Source organism: Pseudomonas sp. IT-P294 (assembly GCF_949767865.1).
Lineage (GTDB): Bacteria > Pseudomonadota > Gammaproteobacteria > Pseudomonadales > Pseudomonadaceae > Aquipseudomonas.
This window is the reverse complement of record NZ_CATKQW010000011.1, coordinates 1-21,219: the sequence shown is the minus strand read 5'-3', so window position 1 is coordinate 21,219 and position 21,219 is coordinate 1. Positions and strand designations below refer to the sequence as shown.

The window sequence follows — 21,219 nt, the reverse complement described above, 5'->3', positions numbered from 1 at the left end:
GCTCAACATTTCCTGAGGGCATAAGGTTGGCTGGAGTGTATCCGAAGCCAACCGTCGGTGAGCGGGGCGGGTGGATTATTTCAAGCTGCCGGCCAGAAACTGCTGCAGACGTTCAGACTGCGGGTTGGCCAGCACTTCACGCGGGTTGCCACGCTCTTCGACCTGTCCCTGGTGCAGGAACACCAGTTGATTGGAGACCTCCCGGGCAAAGCCCATCTCATGGGTCACGACCACCATGGTGCGGCCTTCGAGGGCGAGGTCCTGCATGACTTTGAGGACTTCGCCGACCAGTTCTGGATCGAGTGCCGATGTCGGTTCGTCGAACAGCATCACTTCCGGTTCCATGGCCAACGCACGGGCAATCGCCACTCGCTGCTGTTCGCCGCCCGACATATGCGCCGGCCAGGCGTCCATGCGGTGCGCCACGCCGACTTTGTTCAGGTAGTGCTCAGCCTTTTCTCGGGCTTCTTTCTTGGCCATTCCCAGCACGTGCACCGGGGCTTCCATGACGTTCTCGAGGGCGCTCATGTGCGACCACAGATTGAAATGTTGAAACACCATCGACAGGCGCGAACGCATGCGTTGCAGCTGCCTGGGTTCGGCAGCCTTGAGGCCACCGAGCTTGTTGGGCATCAATTTGAGCTGTTCGCCATTGAGCACGATAGTGCCCGCGTTGGGTTGTTCCAGCAGGTTGATGCAGCGCAGGAAGGTGCTTTTGCCGGAGCCGCTGGAGCCGATCAGGCTGATCACGTCACCGGCTTTCGCCTCCAGTGACACGCCTTTGAGCACTTGATGGGTGCCGTAGCTTTTGTGCAGGTTCTGGATTTCAAGTTTGTACATGCTGTTCACTCTCTGGAGTCAGTCGCTGAGCAAGCGACCCTGGCGAATAAGGCGGGTGCCGGCGACTTTGGCCAGCCACAAACCGGGTTGGGCAAAGCGCAGGCGCTCGCGGGCATAGAGGATGCCGTCGGTGCTGGCGCGCACGATGCTGTGCTGGTCTGTCAGCGGATCCAGTACTTCGAACAGTGGATCGCCGACCCGGACCCGGGCACCCAGCGGTTGCAGAAAACTCACCACGCCGGGGTGCGGCGCATAGGCGTACTGCGTACCGGCGAAGGGCGTTGCTTCGCAGCAGGTCAAGGGCGCTTCGGGCCAGTCACCGCTGATCAGACCCTGTTCGGCGAGGTAACCGAGAATGGCTTCGGCGCTGTCGCTGCATTGCTCACGTTCGGTGTCGGCCATGCCGCGCAATTCGATGGTGGTGGCGGCGCAGGCCAACGGGATAGCGGCTTCAGGAAACAGCTCGGCCAAACGCAACCACGGGATCGCGCAGGCTTCATCGAAGGCATTGCCACCGGCACCTTCGGCGAGGAGCGCCGCGCCGGCACCCAGGCGCGCGGCCAAAGAACGCAAGCGCGGCCAGTGTTGCGGCATGGCGTAAAGCAGCATGATCGACTCGAAGTCGCAATGCAGGTCCAGCACCACATCGGCGTCGCAGGCATGCTGCAACAGCACGCGACGCAGACCATCGAGTTCCGAGTTTGCGGGCGGCATGTCGGCGAGGACATCGCTCATGGCGTGGCGGATCAGCGCGGTGTTGAGGTCGGCGTTGTCGCTCAGTCGACCTTTCACCCGCGCCGCTACGGACTCGGTCAGTTCCGGGAAGTCGCGGTTGAAATTCTTGCCGCTGTTGAATTCGAAACGACCCTGGTGGGTGGCTTGGAACATCTGGGCGATTCCGATTGGATTGGCCATTGGCACCAATTCGATCACCCCGTTCAGCCGACCTTGTTCTTCCAGCGCCCGCAGGCGCCGCTTGAGTTCCACGGCCACGCGCATCCCCGGCAGTTCGTCGGCATGCAGCGAGGCCTGAATGTAAGCCTTGCGCGGCCCGCTGCCAAAACGAAACAACGACAGGCGCCGTTCCGTGCCCGAAGCACTCCACGGCAACAGGTATTCAATGTGTTCCATAAACGCTCCTTAATGCTTGCGCGGTGCCAGATACGCCAGCCAGCGGCGCTCGGCCAGCTTGAACAGACGGACCAGAATGAAGGTCAGGGCAAGGTAGATGAGGCCGGCGGTGATGAATGCTTCGAACGGCAGGTAGAACCGCGAACTGACCGTCCGGGCAGCGCCGGTGATGTCCACCAGCGTGACGATCGAGGCCAGGCTGGTGGTTTGCAGCATCATCAATACTTCGTTGCTGTACTGCGGCAGTGCCCGGCGCAAGGCCGACGGCAAAAGAATCCGGCGGTACAACGTGAAGCGCGACATGCCCATGGCCTTGGCGGCTTCGATCTCGCCATGTGCGGTGGCCTTCAAACTGCCGGCCAGCAGTTCCGCGCTGTAGGCACTGGTATTGATCGCAAAGGCCAGGCAGGCGCAAAACGTTGCGCTGGAGAGGTACGGCCAGAGCGCACTGTCACGGACCGCTGCGAACTGCGCCAGGCCGTAATAGATCAGGAACAATTGCACCAGCATCGGCGTGCCGCGAATCACGTAGGTGTAGAGCCAGGCCGGGAAGTTGATCAGCGGCGAGCGGGACACCCGCATCAGCGCCAAGGGGATCGCCAGCACCAGGCCAAACGCCAGGGAGATCAGCAGCACTTTGAGGGTCAACAAGGCGCCATTCAAATACAGCGGCAGGTTTTCCCAGATCAGGTTGTAGTCGAGAATCATGGGGTTGCTCCCAATCACAGTTCGGCGGCTTTGATGCCGACCGAGTAGTGTTTTTCCAGATAGCGCAGTACCAGCAATGACAGGCTGGTCAGCATCAGATACAGCGCCGCCACCGCAAGGAAAAACGTGAACGGTTCATGGGTGGCGTCCGCTGCGTTCTTGGCCTTGAACATCATGTCCTGCAAGCCGATCACCGAGATCAGCGCGGTGGATTTGGTCAGCACCAGCCAGTTGTTGGTGAAGCCTGGAATGGCGAAACGAATCATCTGCGGCACCAGAATCCGCCAGAAGACCTGGGTACCACTCATGCCATACGCCACGCCGGCTTCGCCCTGGCCTTTTGGGATCGCCATAAAGGCACCGCGAAAGGTTTCCGAGAGATAGGCACCAAAAATGAAGCCCATGGTGCAGACGCCGGCGATAAAGGGATTGATGTCGATGTAACGGGTGTAGCCGAGTGCCAGGGCAATGCGATTCACCAGGTCCTGGCCGCCATAGAAAATCAGCAGGATCAACACCAGGTCAGGGATGCCGCGAATCAGGGTGGTATAGCCTTCGCCCAGCATCGCCAGCCATTTGAGCGGCGATAAACGAAAGGCGGCGCCGATCAGCCCCAAGGCAATCGCCATGCTCATGGAGGTCAGGGCCAGGTTAATGGTCAGCCAGGCGCCATCGAGAATGCTCGATCCGTAGCCGTGAAGCATGATGAAGTTCCTCAAGCGAGCGCCGTAAAGCGCGCAAGACATGTCCCAAGCGTCCGCAATGAGCGGGCGACCGGGTGATACATAAAGGTTTATTCGCCGTAGATATCGAAGGCGAAATACTTGGCCATCACTTGCTGGTACTTGCCATTGGCGCGGATCGCGTCAATCGCCGAACTGAGGCGTGCAGCGTTCGCGCTGTCGCCTTTACGCACCGCGATCCCGGCGCCCCGACCGAAATATCTCGGGTCGTTGATGTCCGGCCCTGTCAGGGCGAAACCTTTGCCCGCCGGGGTTTTGATGAAACTTTCGTCGGTGGCGACGATGTCGGCCAGCGTGGCGTCCAGTCGACCCGACGCCAGGTCAAGGAAGGCTTCGTTTTGTGAGCCGTAGCGCACCACTTCGACGCCGGCTTTTTCAAGTTGCTCGGTGGCGAAACGGTCGTAAGTCGAGGAGCGTTGCACACCGACTTTCTTGCCCTTGAGGTCCACCAGCGGATCGTTGATCACGTTGCCGGCCTTCATCGCGAATTTGCCCGGCGTGTGGTAGTACTTTTTGCTGAAGTCGACCGACTTCATGCGGTCTTCAGTGATCGACATCGACGACAGTACCGCATCGATCTTGCGCACTTTCAACGACGGGATCATGCCGTCGAACTCCTGAATGACCCACTCGCATTTCACTTTCATCTCTTCGCACAGCGCGTTGCCGATGTCGTAGTCGAAGCCACTGACATTGCCCTCGGGCGTCTTGAAGGAGAAGGGCGGGTAGGCGGCTTCGATACCGATACGCAGGCTGTCTTCCTCGGCGTGTGCCAGAAAGCTTGCTGCGCACAGTGCCAGAGCGCCTAGAAGTGCTGTCTTGTTCATTTTGTTGACTCCTGGGGGGCATTGGGAGGTGCTGGTTTGTTGCCGTCCGGGCTGGCGGTGGATCAGTCCTGATGATTTTGTGAGGCTATAAATGACACGTATTGTTTCATAAATCAATATCGTGAAAATAAACATATCAAAACGAGGCGCGGATTTATCGATCAACCGATGGCGGCCCGGTTTATCCGGTCGATCCCTCAAGGCGCAGAAAAGGCAAACTGCTGGCCCCCAAGTCGCCAAACTATCGCCAAAATCACTTCACTTTCAGGTGGTTAGGTGAATGGAATTGCGAAGTGTATTTGTCACGATGATCTCGTTCGCCCTGGCGAGCGTTGCACTCTGTGCCCAGGCTAAAGAGCTGGCGTCCAATGACCGGTTTATGTGCAGTTGGGGCGCGGGAACGGCGGCGAGGGCCCAGGAACTCAAGCTGGCCGGGGTTTCGCTGTATGCCGCTCGTCAGAAGATACAGGCCTACAAATTCGACAAGGCGTGGATGCGGATGATGGCGATGGGCATCACCGAGCAAACCTACGACAGCAAATCGCGGTACAAGCCGGCGGACGTGCGTAAAAATTTTTATGAGGATTGCGTGCGGTTCAAATTGGCGCGCAAGTGAAAAAAGGCTCGCGAATTTAAAACCCTATCCCCTGTGGGAGCGAGCCTGCTCGCGATAGCGGACTGTCAGACAACACAGGTGTTGAATGTCAGACCGCTATCGCGAGCAGGCTCACTCCTACAGGGTCTGCTTTTGTCTCAGTTCAGGCATTGCGCTCCGGCCTTTGCCACCTGGGCATCCTGCTCGGCCTTGACGCCGGACACGCCGACCGCGCCGATCACCTGGCCGTCGACGATGATCGGCACGCCACCTTCAAGTGACGTCAGCAAGGGCGCTGACAAAAAGGCGTGGCGTCCACCGTTGACCATCTCCTCATAGCCTTTCGATTCTCGCCGGCCGAGGGCCGAGGTGCGGGCCTTTTCGGTGGCGATGTAGGCGCTGATGGCCGCGCAACCGTCGAGGCGCTCAAGGGCCAGAGGATGGCCGCCGTCATCGACGATCACGATGGTCACGGCCCAGTGGTTGTTTTGCGCTTCGGTGCGTGCGGCGTTGAGGATCTGGCTGACTTCGGTCTGGGTCAGTACGGCTTTGCTGTTCATGGCAACACTCCGGGATTCAGTGGGGGCATCGCGGCTTCGACCAGTTCGATCCAGTGCCGCACAGGGGTTCGGCCCGCACCGTCGAGGTGCGACTGACAGCCGATATTGGCCGTGACAATGACTTCGGGATGTCCGCTTTCCAGCGCATTGAGCTTGTTGTCGCGCAATTGGCGGGACAGTTCGGGTTGGGTCAGCGAATAGGTGCCCGCCGAGCCACAGCACAGATGCGCGTCGGGAACGAAGGTCAGGTTGAAGCCCAGTTTCGTCAGCAGTGCTTCCACCGCGCCGCCGAGTTTTTGCGCATGTTGCAAGGTGCACGGGCAATGGAAGGCCAGGCGCTGGTCGCTGTGGATGCCGAGCGTTTCCAGCGGCTCGTCGCGCAGCACTTCAACCAAGTCCCGGGCCAGCGCACTGACCCGTTTCGCCTTCTCGGCATACACCGGGTCGGTGCTGAGCAGGTGACCATAGTCCTTGATGAAAGCACCGCAACCGCTGGCGGTTTGCACAATGGCTTCGGCACCTTTTTCAATGCTCGGCCACCACGCATCGATATTGCGGCGGGCGCGATCAAGGCCGGCCGCCTGGGCATCGAGGTGATAATCCACGGCGCCGCAGCAACCGGCTTCGCGTGTCGCGATGACGCTGATCCCCAGTCGATCCAGAACACGCGCGGTGGCCGCGTTGGTGTTGGGTGACAGGCTGGGTTGGACGCAACCTTCGAGTATCAGCACCTGCCGGGTGTGGCGCATGACCGGGCGCGGTTTGGCCGGGTAGATACGGCGAGGTAACTTGATTTGCAACGTGTTGGGCAGCAACGCACGGAACATCTGCCCGCTGCTGACCAGTGCCTTGAACAACCCGGGATTGGGCACGACGCTGCGCAACCCTTCGCGCAACAGGCGCTGGTCCAGTGAGCGCGGCACGGCGGCATCGACCACGGCGCGACCGATGTCGAGCAAGTTGTGGTAGTCGACGCCGGAAGGGCAGGTGGTTTCACAGTTGCGGCACGACAGGCAGCGATCCAGATGCTGCTGGGTTTTTTGCGTGACCTCGTTGCCTTCCAGCACCTGCTTGATCAGGTAGATGCGCCCGCGCGGCCCATCCAGTTCATCACCGAGCAATTGATACGTCGGGCAGGTGGCATTGCAGAAGCCGCAGTGCACGCACGTACGCAGGATGCTTTCGGCTTCTTCGGCGCGGGGTAGTAGGCGGGCCTGTTCGCTCAAGGTGGTCTGCATGGATCAAAGCTCCGCGTACAGGCGACCGGGATTGAAGACGCGCCGTGGATCGAGTTGTTGCTTCAAGTTCTGGTGATAACGCATCAATGCGCCAGGCAGCGGTTGGAAGGGGCTGTCGATCAGGCCGTGGCTATAGCAGGTCACGTGCCCGCCGACCTCGTCGACCACTTTGCGAATGAACGCCGCTTCAGCCTCGGATTTGAGCCAGCGTTGGGCGCCGCCCCAGTCGATCAGTTGCTGGCCGGGCAGCGAAAGCCGTGGCGTGTTGTGAGGCACGGACAGGCGCCACAGCGGCTGGCCTTCGTCAAAGAAACTCAATCGCTGCTCGTTGAGGTCTTCCCAATAGGACGAGTCCAGCCACTCGCCGCCCAAGCGATCATGCGCCGCCGCCACCGAGCCTTCGCCGCCCTCAAGTCGCAGGTGCAGACGTTGTCCGTCGTGGCACGCGGCGCTGATCGGCAGTGGTTGCTGGCCCCATTGTGCGAGGTTCGACAAGGCGCGGCCGCTGTCCATTTCCAGACTGATGCTTAACGCTTGCCGGGGTTTGGGCAGGACTTTGAGCGAGACTTCGGTGATCACCCCAAGCGAGCCATAACTGCCCGCCATCAAGCGTGACAAGTCGTAGCCGGCGACGTTCTTCATGACTTCGCCACCGAAGCGCAAATGCTTGCCAAGGCCGGTAATGACCCGTGTCCCGAGGACGAAGTCACGGACCGATCCCGACCACGGCCGTCGCGGGCCCGACAGTCCAGCGGCAATCATCCCGCCCACGGTGGCGCCGTCACCGAAGGAGGGCGGTTCGCACGGCAGCATCTGCTGCGCGGCGTCCAATACTTGGCGCAGCTCTGCCAGCGGCGTGCCGCAACGGGCGGTGATCACCAGTTCGGTCGGGTCATAGCTGACAATGCCCCGGTGGCTGCGCGTGTCGAGCACTTCACCGGCGGCAATACGGCCCAGGAACGCTTTGCTGTTGGACCCTTGAATACGCAGGGGAATTGCGTTTTGCACGGCCAGGTTGACCTGTTCAATCAGGTTGGCGCTGTCATCGATATCGAATTCGCCGCTCATCAGAAGCGCTCCAGTTCTGGGAAGGGCATCTGACCCAAGTGAACGTGCATGGCACCAAACTCTGCGCAGCGGTGTAGCGTCGGAATGTTCTTGCCTGGATTGAGCAGGCCGCTGGGATCGAACGCGGCTTTGACCGCATGGAACAGCGTCAGCTCGTCGCTGTTGAACTGCGCGCACATCTGATTGATTTTTTCCCGGCCGACCCCGTGTTCACCGGTGATGCTGCCGCCGACTTTCACGCACAATTCAAGGATCTTGCCGCCCAAGGCTTCGGCGCGATCAAGTTCGCCGGGTTGATTGGCATCGAACAGAATCAGCGGGTGCATGTTGCCGTCCCCAGCGTGGAAAACGTTGGCCACACGCAGACCGTATTCAGCCGACAACTCGGCAATCGCGCGCAGCACGCCGGGCAGTTCGCGGCGCGGGATCGTGCCGTCCATGCAGTAATAATCAGGTGAGAGACGACCCACCGCCGGGAACGCATTCTTGCGCCCGGCCCAGAAACGCACGCGTTCGGCTTCATCGCAAGCCTGGCGTACTTCAGTGGCGCCGGCCTGCGTCAATACCTCGCGCACGCGGTCGCAGTCTTCGTGCACGTCGGCCTCAACGCCATCGAGTTCGCATAGCAGGATCGCTTCGGCGTCCACCGGATAGCCGGCGTGGATAAAGTCTTCGGCGGCGCGAATGGCCAGGTTGTCCATCATCTCCAGGCCGCCGGGAATGATGCCGGCGGCGATGATATCGCCCACCGCGCGCCCGGCCTTTTCAACGGAATCGAAGGCCGCCAGCAGCACTTTGGCAGTCTGCGGTTTGGGCAGCAGTTTGACCGTGACTTCAGTGATCACCCCGAGCAGGCCTTCGGAACCGGTGAACAAGGCGAGCAGATCAAACCCGGGCGAGTCGAGCGCTTCGGAGCCCAGGCTCAGGTGTTCGCCGTCGACGGTGAGGATGTCGACCTTGAGCAGGTTGTGCACGGTCAGACCGTATTTCAGGCAATGCACGCCCCCGGCGTTTTCCGCCACATTGCCGCCGATAGAGCAGGCGATCTGCGAGGACGGGTCCGGCGCGTAATACAAGCCGAACGGCGCAGCCGCCTGGGAAATCGCCAGATTGCGCACACCGGGTTGAACCCGTGCAGAACGCGCAGCAGGGTCAATGTGCAGAATGTTGTTGAAGCGCGCCATCACCAGCAGCACGCCTTTTTCCAGTGGCAATGCACCGCCGGACAAACCGGTCCCGGCACCGCGCGCCACCACCGGCACATGAAATTCATGGCAGAGCTTTAGCACGCCCTGGACTTCGTCGATATGACGCGGCAACACCACCAGCATGGGCGTGGTGCGGTACGCGGAAAGCCCGTCGCATTCGTACGGCTTGAGTTCTTCCTGCTGGTGCAGGATTTCCAGGTCGGGCAAACGAGCGCGCAGAGCGTGCAACAGAGTGGTTCTGTCGACGTCGGGCAGCACGCCGTCAACGCGTTCGTCGTAGAGGATATTCATAATCGGTTGCGACCCTCAGTTGTTCTTATTAGAGGTCTGCTTTCAGGTATAGCTGATGTTCATCATTCGCCTGAGGCGTCCTGCTGTCTACGTTGCTGTCGAGACGGGTGACGTCCATCGGCGTTGAGCTGAACCGCGCTCAATGACTGAAAAACGCCGCGACTGTCGTAAAAACGACCTGTTTACACCGAACGCGAAGCACTGTGACTTTTCTGTTGAACGACTGTTCAGCTTCGACTATGTTGATGACCACCTCCCCGGCTGGTAGCGCGGGCTTGCGTTTCTTCTATTCGAACGAGGCACTGGCATGCGGTTTTCACCTTTTGTTGAACGGATTTCAGGCGACGGTGTTGCCGCCTGGGATATTCACAATGCAGCCTTTGAAGCCCGGCGCCGGGGCGAGGATGTGATCATTCTCAGCGTCGGCGACCCGGATTTTCCCACCCCTGATTTCATCACCGATGCCGCGATTCATGCGCTGCGAGAGGGCGACACCCACTACACCGAAATTGCCGGTCGGCTGGCCTTGCGCGAAGCCATTGCGGCGCGCTACAGCCAACTGTTCGACCGTGACCTGCAAGCGTCAAACGTGATTATCGCGGCAGGGGCGCAGAACGCGCTGTTCATCACCTCGATGTGCCTGCTCAATACCGGCGACGAAGTGATTGCCCTGGACCCGATGTACGTGACGTACGAGGCCACGCTCAAGGCGTCGGGCGCCACGCTGGTCCGGGTGCCGTGCTCGGCGGACGAAGGTTTCAGGCTCGACGCCGCGGTGTTGGCCAAGGCCATCACCCCGCGTACCCGGGCGATTTTCTTCTCCAACCCGAACAATCCCACCGGCGTGGTGCTCAACCGCGAAGAGCTGCAAGCCATCGCCGAACTCGCCATCGAGCATGACCTGTGGGTGGTGGTCGACGAGGTGTATGAGAGCCTCGCCTTCGAGCGTGAACACCTGAGCCTGGCGGCGTTGCCGGGCATGGCCGAGCGCTGCGTGGTGATCGGCAGCCTGTCCAAATCTCACGCGATGACCGGCTGGCGTACCGGCTGGATCGTCGCCGATCCAAGCTTGATCGCGCACGCCGAAACCCTGGTGCTGAGCATGCTTTACGGCTTGCCGGGGTTCGTCATGGAAGCCGCGCTCAAAGCGGTGCAGGCCCATGCAGACGTGACCCACGGCATGCGCGAAATCTATCGCCGTCGCCGCGATCTGGTGGTGACGAGCCTGTCGGGCTGCCCGGGCATTTCGGTGCTCAACCCCGACGCCGGCATGTTCGTGCTGGTGGACGTGCGCGCTACTGGGCTGACCTCCCTGGAATTTGCCTGGCGCCTGTTGCGCGAGGCGCACGTCTCGGTGCTGGACGCCGCCGCGTTTGGCGAGCCGGCGCAAGGCTTTGTGCGGCTCTCGTTCACCCTCGGTGAAGAACGTCTGGCCCAGGCCTGCCAGCGCATCCGCGATTTTGTCCTGGTGTTGCAAGGCGAAGCGCCACGGCCGGTGATCAGCCGTGTCACCAGCCAGGCGACAGTTGAACCGGTCGCCGCCAAGACCATGATCGAAGTCGACGGCCTGCATAAACGCTTCGGCAATATCGAGGTGCTCAAAGGCGTTTCCCTGACCGCCCGCGAAGGCGATGTGATTTCGTTGATTGGCGCCAGCGGCTCGGGCAAAAGCACCTTGCTGCGCTGCATCAACATGCTCGAAGTGCCGGATCAGGGACGCATTTTGGTGGACGGCGAGAGCATCCACCTGAACTTCGACCGTCCCGGCGCGCCGCTGGTGTCGGACGCCAAGCAACTGGTACGGATTCGTTCGAGCCTGGGCATGGTGTTCCAGAACTTCAACCTCTGGCCCCATCGCACGGTGCTGGAAAACCTCATCGAAGCGCCGACCCAGGTCCTGCGTGAAAGCCGTGCGGAGGCCACTGAACGGGCCGAAGCCTTGCTTGAGCGCGTCGGGCTTGCGGCCAAGCGCAACGAGTACCCGGCGTTTCTCTCCGGGGGACAGCAACAACGGGTGGCCATCGCCCGGGCCCTGGCCATGCGGCCCAAGGTCATGCTGTTCGATGAACCCACCTCGGCACTCGACCCGGAACTGGTCGGCGAAGTGCTGCGGGTGATCCGCTCCCTCGCGGAAGAAGGCCGGACCATGATCCTGGTGACCCATGAAATGGCCTTCGCCCGCGATGTCTCTTCCAAAGTCGCCTACTTGCACCAAGGCCTGATCGAGGAAACCGGTTCGCCGGATGAAGTGTTCGTACACCCACGCAGCGAGCGTTGCCGACAATTCGTCAACGCTCATCAGACTCGCTAATACATCATAAAAAGACGGGGAAAAATCATGGGAAATCGACGTTTGGCAAACTGGTTCTCGGGCGTGGCCTGCGTATTGCTGGCCGGGATGAGCGCGGCCCAGGCCCAACCAATCAGGTTCGCGGTCGCGGCCGAACCGTATCCGCCGTACACCGAGAAGCAGGCAAACGGGGAATGGAAAGGCTTTGAAGTCGACCTGATCCACAAGCTGTGCAGCGAAATGAAAGCCGAGTGCGAGATCAAGGAAGTGGCGTGGGACGGCATCATTCCCTCGTTGCTGTCGAAGAAAATCGACGTGATTTTCTCTTCCATGTCGGTGACCGAAGAACGGGAAAAACAGATCGCCTTCAGCAAGGCCTATTACGATTCGGTGGTCGCGATTGTCGGGCCGAAGGGCACGTCAGTGAAAAAATACCCGGATGACCTCAAGGGCAAAACCATCGGCGTGCAGAACTCGACGGTGAGCGCCAGCTTCCTCAAGACCTACTACGAAAAAATTGCCGACGTTAAGTATTACGACACCCAGGATTCGGCCAACGCTGACCTGATTGCTGGCCGGATCGACCTGATGATGGCGGACGGCACGGCCATGGTGGCCTTCGTGCAGACGCCGGATGCCAAGGACCTGGCGTACCTCGGTGCGGTTCCGTACGACCCGATCTTCGGCAAGGGTGTGGGCGCCGGTCTGCGCAAGGACGACACCGAACTCAAGGCCAAACTCGACACGGCAATCGCCTCGTTGCTGGCCAGCAAGGACTATGACGACCTGTCCCAACACTACTTCGGCACCAGCGTGAAACCTGCGTTCTGACCTGAACACAGAACCTGTGGGAGCGGGCTTGCTCGCGAAGGCGGTGGGTCAGGCGACATCATTGCTGAATGTCAGGCCGCCTTCGCGAGCAAGCCCGCTCCCACAGGGGATTGCGTCAGGCAGTGATTGCGTTAACTGGAGACGGAAATGCCGGCAATGTTCGATTTGATCAATTTCAGCGAACAAGGATGGGGCGGTGCGCTGTTGAAGGGGCTCTGGATGACCCTGCAGATATCGGCCGGGGCCTTCGTGGTCGGGCTGTTCATCGGGTTGGTGGTGGCCTGTCTGAAACTGGGCGCACCCAAACCGATCGCCGCACTGATGCGCAGCTACACCACGTTGTTCCGTGCCGTTCCCGAGTTGCTGCTGATCCTGCTGCTGTACTACGTCGGCTCCATGCTCCTCAATTCGCTGATGGCGCAGCTGGGTTTCGGCGCGGTGAACGTCAGCGGTCCGCTGGCCGCCATCGTCGTGCTGGGGCTGGTGCAGGGCGCCTATGCGTCGGAGATTTTTCGCGCGGCGATCCAGGCGATTCCCTTCGGCCAGATCGAAGCGGCCAAGGCCTTCGGTCTGAGCGGTTTTGGGCTGTTCCGCCGTGTCACGCTGCCGATCATGGCGCCGTATGCAATGGCCGGGATGGCCAACCTGTGGATCAACCTGATCAAGGACAGCGCATTGATCAGCGTGGTCGGCACCAACGAGCTGCTGTACACCGCCAAACAAGGCGCGGGTTCCACGCGTCACTATCTGTTGTTCTACCTCACGGCCGCGGCGATGTATTACGCGGTGACGCTGGTGTCCAACTACCTGTCGGGACGGCTTGAGCGACGCATCCGTCGCTGGATGCCTTTGGCTGAGTGAATGAAATGATTCCAGCGTGGATAGTTGAATACGCGGCGCTGTTGGGCCGAGGGTTGCAAACGACCATTACCATCCTGTTGATTTCCAGTGCCTTGGGGTTTGCCCTGGCGGTGCTGGTGGCACTGGCGCGGATCTCGAAGAACACAGTGATCGCCAAGGTCAGTCTGTTCTACACCAGCGTCACGCGGGGCACGCCGTTGCTGATCCAGATCTACATCTTCTACTACGGGCTCGGCAGCCTGTTTGCGCAGTTCCCGCTGATACGCGGCAGTTTTCTCTGGCCTTGCTTGCGTGACGGATATTGGTACATCGTATTCGCCCTGGTGTTGTCGGTGGGCGCGTATGTGGGCGAGGTGATTCGCGGTGGCCTGTTGGCGGTGCCCAAAGGCGAGATGGAAGCCGCCTCGGCGTTTGGCATGACCCCGCGCCAGTCGCTGCTGCGGGTGCGCTTGCCCCGGGCCCTGCGTTTGCTGTTGCCGACCCTGGCCGGGGAGACCGTGATGTTGCTCAAATCTACGGCACTGGCCTCGACCATTGCGATTGTCGACCTGCTGGGTGCGGCCAACGTGGTGCGGGCGCAAACCCTGCAGGTCTATGAGCCGCTGCTGCTGGTGGCCGGTGTGTATGTCTGTCTGACGTTCCTGATCGAAGCACTGTTTGCCTTCGCCGAACGGCGCGGGACGCCCGTGCGCAGGTCGGTGTAATGAGTGCATCAGGGGTGGTCGACCGCTCGTTGCAAGGCATTGGCCTGTGCACCTTGGGTTACGCGTTCCTGGCGTTGCAGGATGCCGTGATCAAGTGGCTGGTGGCCGACTATTCGGTGGTCACCATTTTGTTCTGGCGCGGCCTGGTGGTGGTCCTCGCCTGTCTGTTGGCCGGGCGCCTGCGCCTGGTTCAGCGGGCCTGGCGCTCGCCAAGCCGACGCTTGCTGGTGGTGCGCGGCTTACTGTCGATAGTCGCCTGGCTGCTCTACTACACGGCTGCCCGTGACCTGACGCTGGCGGAGATGACCACCCTGTATTTTTCCGCACCGATCATGGTCACGGTGTTGGCGGCAGTGATACTCAAGGAGCGCGCGAGCGGCTGGCAGTGGTTCTCCCTGATCATCGGTTTTGTCGGGGTCGTCATCGCCTGTCGCCCGGGCAACATCACCGATCCGTTGCCGATTGTGCTGACGCTGCTGGCGGCGATGTGCTGGGCATTCACCTACATTCAGTTACGCCAGGTGGACGAGCAGACATCCGTGCTGGAGCAGATGCTGATCACCAACGTGGTGTTTGTGCTGTGCATGGCCGTTGCCTTGCCCTGGACCCACACCCCGGCACCGACCCCGGCCTGGCTGGGGATGCTCGGTGCCGGGTTGGTGGGTGGCATCGGTCAGTTCCTGTTGTTCGCCAGTTTCCGGCGAGCCACCGCGACCTTGCTCGCACCGTTCGAGTACACCGGACTGATCTGGGCGTTCCTGCTATCGAGCCTGATCTGGGGCACGCTGATGGATGTGTCGCTGATGATCGGTGCCGGGCTGATCGCGGTCAGCGGCACCCTTGCGATGATCTTCGGACGCCATGCTTCACAAGACGTCGTCGGTGCTGAATGCTCCGTGTCGCAACCCCTTTATCCAGCACCGGCAGATGTGCAGGCCGTTGGCGGGGCTGAAGGTTTCGGGGTTCAGGCACCACTCGATCCAGAGTCCGTCGAGCATCGCTGACAAGCCGATGGCCGCGAGGCGGGTGTCGTGGATCACAAAACCTTCGCTGGCCGCCATGTCATCCAGCAATTGGCGGAGCAGGTCGAGGTAGGCGCGGTAGCTTTTTTCGTGGGACTGGCTGACGTGTTCGGAGTGACGAATCAGGCTCCAGAACACCACCCAGACACCCAGCAGTTGCGGGTCCATGACCCGCGGCGAAAAAGACCCGGTGAGAAACGCGTCGATCTTTTCGGCCGGGGTGCCGGCCTGCTGGATTTCCTGGAGCAGGGCGGTGGTCAGCTCGCTGGCGATCTTCTGGTAGGTGTCGGCGATCAAGGCATCGATGCTGCCGAAATGATGGTTGAGCAGGCCCACGGACACCCCGGCCTCGGTGGCGATGCGGCGCACGGAAATCCCTGCGTGCCCGTCACGGGCCAGGCAGCGCAAGGTGGCGGCCACCAGCATTTCGCGGCGTTCGTCGGGCTCGGCGCGGCGGTTCTTCGGCGAGGGGTTTGTCACAAGGAATTCCTTGGGTGCGGTGCCTGGTTGGCGAGCTTAGTTGAACGTGCGTTCAATCACCAGTTCCGGCCGTGGCGATGCTTCGGTTTTTAACGTTTCATGACGGGGAGGGCGGGCCAATGGCGCAGGATATTTCGTTCAGTGTGCGCAACAACAACGGAGATGCGGTGCCGGTGGGTGCATGGCGTTTCGAGGGCAATGGCAGCGGGCCGACAGTGCATTTGCAAGCAGGGGTGCATGCCGATGAAATTGCCGGGATGTTGGTGCTGCACCGGTTGATGCAGCGCCTGGAAGTGGCCGAGGCCGAGGGCCGGCTCAAGGGCCGGGTGACGGTGGTGCCGCAGGCCAATCCACTAGGCATCGGGCAGTTTCGCCAAGGGCGGATCCTGGGGCGTTTTCACGACGCCACCGGGCATAACTTTAACCGCGCTTTCGATCAGTCGGCCGCGCTGCAACGGCCGTCGACCAACGTCCAGGAATGGCAAAAAAGCCTGGTGCAACTGGCGTCCACGGCAGACCTGATGCTCGACCTGCACACCGATGACGAGGCGCTGCCCTACCTCTACGTACACCGCCGCTTCTGGCCCCGTGGCCGGCAACTGGCGGCGGTGCTGAAGATGGACGTGGCGATCATCTGGGACGAGGGCGGCGATGGCTCCTTCGAAGAAACCATCATTGCCCCGTGGCTGCGCGATGGCGTCACCGACGGGCGCATGGCCGCGACCCTGGAGTTGCGCGGGCAGGGTGATGTCAGCGATCACTTTGCCGAGCAGGATGCCCAGGGTTTGTACGTCTGGCTGTGCAGTTGCGGGGTCATCGACGAAGCGCTTGCACCAGGCGACTGGCCCGTCGAGGCGATGGAAATGGGCCACATGGAAACCATCCTCGCGCCGCAGCCTGGCGTATTGATCTTTGAAAAAGAGCTGGGGGATTTCGTCGAAGAAGGCCAACGGTTTGCGCGGATTCTGCGCCGCCCCGGCGATCCGTCTTCCGAAGTGGTGCTGGTGGCCGAGCAGGCTGGACGGATGGTGACGCGCTATCGGGATCGGCTGGTGTCCCAAGGCATGGTGGTGGCGAAGTTCACCGGCAGCCGGGTGTCGCGCCACTGGAACGGCGGGTTGCTGGACCCGAACTAGCCGAAACGGTCCTCCCGCTGAACGCACCAGACTCTCTATAGACGTCAGCGGGGGCGGCCATCAGGCATATTGCTAATGACCGACGGTCGTCCTTAAGGCTCACGGTCAGCCAGTGCTTCCAGCAGGTCGGCTGAAGGCACGAAAAACAGACCTCCCGTCACCGCCGTGCTGAAATCAAGCAAGCGGTCATAATTGCCTGGCGGCCTGCCGACGAACATGTTTTCGAGCATCAGTTCCAGAGGGCTCGGCGAGCGCGCATAGCCAATGAAATAGGTGCCGAATTCGCCCGCGCCCGGCCGGCCGAATGGCATGTTGTCGCGCAGGATTTTTACTTCTTGCCCGTCCTCGGTGATCGTGGTCAGGGCGCTGTGGGAGTTGGTCGGTTTCACCGTGTCATCGAGTTCGATGTCGGACAACTTCGTACGACCGATAATCCGTTCCTGCGCTTCGACCGTCAGGGTGTTCCAGGCCGTCATGTTGTGCAGGTATTTCTGCACCAGCACATAGCTGCCACCGCTGAACGACGGATCTTCACTGCCCACTATCGTGAAGTCGACCGCCTTGCGCCCGACCGGGTTTTCGGTGCCGTCGACAAAGCCGATGATGCTGCGCATATCGAAATAGCGAAAACCCTGCACTTCATCGACGACCGAAATCGCATCGCCCAAGGCGGCGATTATTTGCGTGGCCAATTCGAAACACAGGTCCATCTGTTCGGCGCGGATGTGCAGCAAGAGGTCGCCGGGCGTTGCCAGCGCGCGACGTCCCGCCGGACCGAACTCGCGAAACGGGTGCAGCGCGGCCGGGCGCGGGTTGCCGAACAAGGTGTCCCACGCGGTGGCGCCAAAGCCGCAGACGCAGGACAAATTGCCCGAAGGAACGCGTTTGCCCACCGAACGCACCAGGCCCGCGACGTCGCCACACCAGGCCCGCACGCGGCTGGCAGCGTCACTGCCCGGCGCTATCGTCGCCACGATGAAAATCGCACTGCGGGTGATGGGGCTATCGACCGGTTGCGGCTCCGGCGTCGGGTTTTCCGTAGGCGTCAGCGTTGTCATGGAGCGTTTCCTGTTCAGCAGGACGAGGTTGAAAAACAGTAGCAGAGAATGGCGTCGAGGCAGCCACGGCGTATGAACTGTAAACTGTCCGCGCAAAAGGCGTTGACCGCCCCTTCACCCCTCAAGCAAGAGATCCCCATGGCAAACCAAGACATCACGTTCACCCCCGATCCTGACGCGGATTCCATCTCTTCCGACGTTGCCGGTTTCGGTGGCCTGTTGGTCTCCACGCAGATCCCGACCCACGCCGATGGCAGCCTGGAGCTGGGCGACATCACCTTGCAGAGCGAATGCACGCTGCAGGCGTTGAAGGTCGCGCTGGAACGCGCCGGCAGTTCGATGGACCGGGTGTTGCACCTGACCATCTACCTCACCGACATGGCTGACCGCGCCGCGTTCAACGAAGTCTATAAGCGCTTCTTCGCCAAGCCGTGGCCGGTTCGGGCAGCGGTGGGCGTGGCCGCGCTGGCCGTTGAAGGCATGCGCGTCGAAGTCACCGCGATGGCCGCCAAAGCCTGACGTTTGGGGTCAGGCGCGATGAAAATCCGCCTGACCCAATTTCAAAAACACCGACGGCTCATGCCTCTGTACGACAACCCTTATCCCTGCACGAAAATTAGTTTCGCCTCGTTTGAAAATCACGCCTCGAAATGTTTTATGAGTTTCACAACCCATTCGACGTGACCCTTTCGAGGAGTACCGCATGACCCTGTCCTTCGGCTATTGGCTGCTGGTGTATGCCGCCATCGCCATCATTGCGCTGATCGTTCTGATCGCCCGTTACCGACTCAATCCGTTCATTGTCATTACCTTGGTGTCCATCGGCCTGGCCTTGCTGGCCGGCATGCCGGCGTCCGGCGTGGTCGGCGCCTACGAGGCGGGCGTCGGCAAGACCCTGGGGCACATCGCGCTGGTCGTGGCGCTGGGCACCATGCTCGGCAAGATGATGGCCGAGTCCGGCGGCGCCGAGCAGGTGGCGCGCACCTTGATCGACCGTTTCGGCGAGAAGAACGCGCACTGGGCGATGGTCTGCATCGCCTTCCTGGTCGGCCTGCCGTTGTTCTTCGAGGTCGGTTTTGTGCTGCTGGTGCCGATTGCGTTCACCGTGGCGCGGCGCGTCGGCGTGTCGATCCTGATGGTCGGTTTGCCGATGGTTGCCGGGCTCTCGGTGGTGCATGCGCTGGTGCCGCCACACCCGGCGGCGATGCTGGCGGTGCAGGTCTATGGGGCGTCGGTGGGGCAGACGTTGATGTACGCGATTCTGATCGGCATTCCCACGGCGATCATCGCCGGGCCGCTGTACGCCAAATTCATCGTGCCGCGCATTCAACTGCCAGCGGAAAACCCGCTGGAGCGCCAGTTTCTCGACCGCGAGCCACGCGACAGCCTGCCGGGCTTCGGCATCACCATGGCGACCATTTTGTTGCCGGTGGTGCTGATGCTGATCGGCGGCTGGGCCAACCTGATCTCCACGCCGGGCAGCGGTTTCAACCAGTTCCTGCTGTTTATCGGCAACTCGGTGATCGCGCTGCTGCTGGCGACCTTGCTGAGCTTCTGGACCCTGGGCATCGCCCAGGGCTTCAACCGCGAATCGATCCTCAAGTTCACCAACGAATGCCTGGCGCCCACCGCCAGCATCACCTTGCTGGTCGGCGCTGGCGGCGGCTTGAACCGGATTCTGGTGGACGCCGGGGTCACCGACCAGATCGTCAGCCTGGCCCATGAATTTCACCTGTCGCCGCTGATCATGGGCTGGCTGTTCGCCGCGCTGATGCGCATCGCCACCGGTTCAGCCACGGTGGCCATGACCACGGCCTCGGGGATTGTTGCGCCGGTGGCCATTGGTCTGGGTTATCCGCACCCGGAGCTGTTGGTGCTGGCGACAGGCGCGGGGTCGGTTATCTTTTCCCACGTCAACGACGGCGGTTTCTGGTTGATCAAGGAATACTTCAACATGACCGTTGCCCAGACCTTCAAGACCTGGACCGTGCTCGAAACCATCATTTCAGTGGTGGCGTTCGCGCTGACCGTGGGTCTTTCTTACCTGATTTAACCCGAACACTCCGATCGCTTTCTCAAGGCTCATGGTCACCCATCGAGCGCGTCATTGTGCGCGCCGATGTTGGGTGCCACTGGCGGATGGCGCTCGTTGAACAACAAAAAAATCATAAAAAAATCACCCTGGAGCACCGTATGTTTAAGCGAGCAATCCCCACCGCACTCTTGTTGGCCACCGGTTCCCTGTGCGCTCAGGCAGCCGACGCTGCCGGCCACGGTTTTCTCGAGGACAGCAAGGCCAACCTGTCGATGCGCACCTTGTATTTCAACAGCGATAACCGCGACGGCGCCGCCGCCCCCTCGAAAACGGAGGAGGCCGCGCAGGGGTTTGTGCTGCGTTACGAGTCAGGGTTTACCCAAGGCGCGGTCGGGTTCGGGGTCGATGCGCAGGCGTTGCTCGGTATTACGCTGGACAGCGGCACCGGGCGTCACAATGGCAGCGGCATGATCCCCACCGATGGCGACGGCGCGGTGGATGCCTGGAGCAGCTTCGGCCCCACCGCGAAGATGCGTATTTCCAAGACCGAGTTTCGCTACGGCACATTGCTGCCAAAACTGCCGATCCTGATTGCCAACGATGCGCGTGTCTTGCCGCAGTCGTTCACCGGCGCCCAAGTCACGTCGACCGATATCGATGGCTTGATGCTGACCAGCGGCGTGCTCGAACACGCGGTCGGTCGTGCCTCGACTGATCGCACAGGGCTGTCGGTGGCCGGCAGCACCCAGGACAGCAACAAGTTCTACTTCGCTGGCGGTGACTACAACGTCACCAAGGACCTGAAGGCGCAGTACTACTTCGCGCAGTTGGAAGACTTCTATAACCAGAATTTCTTCGGCTTGACGCACATCCTGCCCATCGATGGCAAAAGCTCCTTCACCACCGACTTGCGCTACTTCCATACCACCTCGACCGGTGCCAACAGCACCGCTGCAGGCCGCGCACAAGGCTATCGTGTCTCGGGTTACACCGAAGACAACAACGGTGAAATTGACAACAACACTTGGGTGGCGATGATCACTTACGCCAACAGTGGTCACGCGGTGTCACTGGGGCATCAGCGGGTGGGTGACGGCAGCAACTTTGTCCAGCCTAACCAGGGCAGTTTGGTGGATAAGGGGGCGGGTGGTGGCAGCGTCTATCTGCCGACGGACCGCATGATTCAGAACTTTGCCCGTGCCGGCGAGCAGACTAATTTCGGTCAGTACAGTTATGACTTTGCACCGCTGGGGGTGCCGGGTTTGAAGGCGACGATTGCTTATCTGAAGGGCACGGACATCAAGGCACGCAATGCCAGTGATCAGTCGGAATGGGAGCGGGATATGACTCTCGATTATGTGTTGCAATCGGGTGCGCTCAAGGGGGTTGGTTTCAGTGTGCGCAATGGTAAGTCGAATACTGATGCTGGGCGGAATGTTGAGCAGAACCGCTTTATCATTAACTACACGCTTTCGTTGCTGTAAGCGTGGTGGGCGGCGGTTTGGGGGCATATCCGTTTTTTCGGTAATGGCTGCTATTGGTTCCGCCCTGACGGCGGGTTACTTGGAAGAGCGCCAAGTAACCAAGCGCTTT

Annotated in this window: 20 protein-coding genes and 1 pseudogene; 10 read left to right on the top strand and 11 right to left on the bottom strand. The window is 60.9% G+C overall.

All coding sequences use genetic code 11. The features are described from left to right. Positions 1-75: 75 nt before the first annotated feature. The 5 genes from ACM6I0_RS07540 to ACM6I0_RS07520 all read right to left on the bottom strand — a co-directional run bounded on the left by ACM6I0_RS07540 (position 76) and on the right by ACM6I0_RS07520 (position 4,249). Complete coding sequence (locus tag ACM6I0_RS07540; protein WP_285429408.1) at positions 76-840, bottom strand: ABC transporter ATP-binding protein; 765 nt, start codon at positions 838-840, stop codon at positions 76-78. An 18-nt stretch (positions 841-858) separates the two neighbouring features. After that, the gene (locus tag ACM6I0_RS07535) at positions 859-1,971 is read right to left on the bottom strand and encodes a succinylglutamate desuccinylase/aspartoacylase family protein (RefSeq protein WP_414921898.1); all 1,113 of its coding nucleotides are present in this window, start codon (positions 1,969-1,971) and stop codon (positions 859-861) included. Between the two features lie 9 nt (positions 1,972-1,980). Continuing rightward, positions 1,981-2,679, bottom strand: coding sequence for an ABC transporter permease (locus ACM6I0_RS07530; RefSeq protein WP_285429406.1), 699 nt, complete (start codon positions 2,677-2,679; stop codon positions 1,981-1,983). Positions 2,680-2,693: 14 nt separating this feature from the next. Then, the gene (locus tag ACM6I0_RS07525) at positions 2,694-3,383 is read right to left on the bottom strand and encodes an ABC transporter permease (RefSeq protein WP_285429405.1); all 690 of its coding nucleotides are present in this window, start codon (positions 3,381-3,383) and stop codon (positions 2,694-2,696) included. Between the two features lie 89 nt (positions 3,384-3,472). After that, on the bottom strand, positions 3,473-4,249 hold the full coding sequence (locus tag ACM6I0_RS07520) for an ABC transporter substrate-binding protein (RefSeq protein ID WP_285429404.1): 777 nt from the start codon (positions 4,247-4,249) through the stop codon (positions 3,473-3,475). A 307-nt stretch (positions 4,250-4,556) separates the two neighbouring features. On the opposite strand from ACM6I0_RS07520, the gene ACM6I0_RS07515 reads away from it, so the two are divergent. Then, positions 4,557-4,865, top strand: a complete 309-nt coding sequence (locus ACM6I0_RS07515; RefSeq protein ID WP_414922522.1) for a hypothetical protein — start codon at positions 4,557-4,559, stop codon at positions 4,863-4,865. Positions 4,866-5,002: 137 nt separating this feature from the next. Here the strand turns inward: ACM6I0_RS07515 and ACM6I0_RS07510 are convergent, their stop codons facing one another. Genes ACM6I0_RS07510 through glcD form a run of 4 tightly spaced genes read right to left on the bottom strand, consistent with a single transcriptional unit; the run spans position 5,003 to position 9,209 of the window. Then, entirely contained in the window at positions 5,003-5,404 is a 402-nt protein-coding gene (locus tag ACM6I0_RS07510; RefSeq protein ID WP_414921897.1) for a heme-binding protein, read from the bottom strand. Continuing rightward, complete coding sequence (gene glcF, locus ACM6I0_RS07505; protein WP_414921896.1) at positions 5,401-6,642, bottom strand: glycolate oxidase subunit GlcF; 1,242 nt, start codon at positions 6,640-6,642, stop codon at positions 5,401-5,403. Before glcF ends, ACM6I0_RS07510 begins: the two co-directional genes overlap by 4 nt. A 3-nt stretch (positions 6,643-6,645) precedes the next feature. After that, entirely contained in the window at positions 6,646-7,710 is a 1,065-nt protein-coding gene (glcE, locus tag ACM6I0_RS07500) for a glycolate oxidase subunit GlcE (protein ID WP_285429401.1), read from the bottom strand. Then, positions 7,710-9,209 (bottom strand): glycolate oxidase subunit GlcD, encoded by a 1,500-nt coding sequence (gene glcD, locus ACM6I0_RS07495; protein ID WP_414921895.1) that lies wholly within the window; start codon positions 9,207-9,209, stop codon positions 7,710-7,712. The genes glcE and glcD overlap by 1 nt, the downstream gene beginning before the upstream one ends. A gap of 307 nt (positions 9,210-9,516) precedes the next feature. On the opposite strand from glcD, the gene ACM6I0_RS07490 reads away from it, so the two are divergent. From ACM6I0_RS07490 to ACM6I0_RS07470, 5 genes are all read left to right on the top strand, one after another. Continuing rightward, entirely contained in the window at positions 9,517-11,520 is a 2,004-nt protein-coding gene (locus ACM6I0_RS07490) for an aminotransferase class I/II-fold pyridoxal phosphate-dependent enzyme (RefSeq protein ID WP_414921894.1), read from the top strand. A gap of 27 nt (positions 11,521-11,547) precedes the next feature. Then, on the top strand, positions 11,548-12,330 hold the full coding sequence (locus ACM6I0_RS07485) for a transporter substrate-binding domain-containing protein (RefSeq protein ID WP_414921893.1): 783 nt from the start codon (positions 11,548-11,550) through the stop codon (positions 12,328-12,330). A gap of 147 nt (positions 12,331-12,477) precedes the next feature. After that, on the top strand, positions 12,478-13,191 hold the full coding sequence (locus ACM6I0_RS07480) for an ABC transporter permease (protein ID WP_414921892.1): 714 nt from the start codon (positions 12,478-12,480) through the stop codon (positions 13,189-13,191). A gap of 5 nt (positions 13,192-13,196) precedes the next feature. Beyond that, positions 13,197-13,895, top strand: coding sequence for an ABC transporter permease subunit (locus ACM6I0_RS07475; RefSeq protein ID WP_414922521.1), 699 nt, complete (start codon positions 13,197-13,199; stop codon positions 13,893-13,895). Then, complete coding sequence (locus tag ACM6I0_RS07470) at positions 13,895-14,899, top strand: DMT family transporter (protein ID WP_414921891.1); 1,005 nt, start codon at positions 13,895-13,897, stop codon at positions 14,897-14,899. Before ACM6I0_RS07475 ends, ACM6I0_RS07470 begins: the two co-directional genes overlap by 1 nt. Here ACM6I0_RS07470 and ACM6I0_RS07465 read toward each other — a convergent pair. After that, positions 14,858-15,343: pseudogene (locus ACM6I0_RS07465) on the bottom strand (TetR family transcriptional regulator C-terminal domain-containing protein); the annotation flags it as partial. The gene ACM6I0_RS07470 and the pseudogene ACM6I0_RS07465 sit on opposite strands and share 42 nt — an antisense overlap. A 173-nt stretch (positions 15,344-15,516) precedes the next feature. Here ACM6I0_RS07465 and ACM6I0_RS07460 point away from each other — a divergent pair. Continuing rightward, the gene (locus ACM6I0_RS07460) at positions 15,517-16,533 is read left to right on the top strand and encodes a succinylglutamate desuccinylase/aspartoacylase family protein (protein ID WP_414921890.1); all 1,017 of its coding nucleotides are present in this window, start codon (positions 15,517-15,519) and stop codon (positions 16,531-16,533) included. A 92-nt stretch (positions 16,534-16,625) separates the two neighbouring features. Here the strand turns inward: ACM6I0_RS07460 and ACM6I0_RS07455 are convergent, their stop codons facing one another. Further along, entirely contained in the window at positions 16,626-17,591 is a 966-nt protein-coding gene (locus ACM6I0_RS07455) for a Dyp-type peroxidase (RefSeq protein ID WP_414921889.1), read from the bottom strand. A 138-nt stretch (positions 17,592-17,729) separates the two neighbouring features. Here ACM6I0_RS07455 and ACM6I0_RS07450 point away from each other — a divergent pair, with 138 nt between their 5' ends. From ACM6I0_RS07450 to ACM6I0_RS07440, 3 genes are all read left to right on the top strand, one after another. Beyond that, positions 17,730-18,110: a RidA family protein gene (locus tag ACM6I0_RS07450; RefSeq protein ID WP_222587533.1), complete on the top strand. Its 381-nt coding sequence runs from the start codon at positions 17,730-17,732 to the stop codon at positions 18,108-18,110. Between the two features lie 184 nt (positions 18,111-18,294). After that, the gene (locus ACM6I0_RS07445) at positions 18,295-19,644 is read left to right on the top strand and encodes a gluconate:H+ symporter (RefSeq protein ID WP_285429394.1); all 1,350 of its coding nucleotides are present in this window, start codon (positions 18,295-18,297) and stop codon (positions 19,642-19,644) included. 140 nt (positions 19,645-19,784) lie between these two features. Beyond that, on the top strand, positions 19,785-21,110 hold the full coding sequence (locus tag ACM6I0_RS07440; protein ID WP_285429393.1) for an OprD family porin: 1,326 nt from the start codon (positions 19,785-19,787) through the stop codon (positions 21,108-21,110). Positions 21,111-21,219 lie beyond the last annotated feature (109 nt).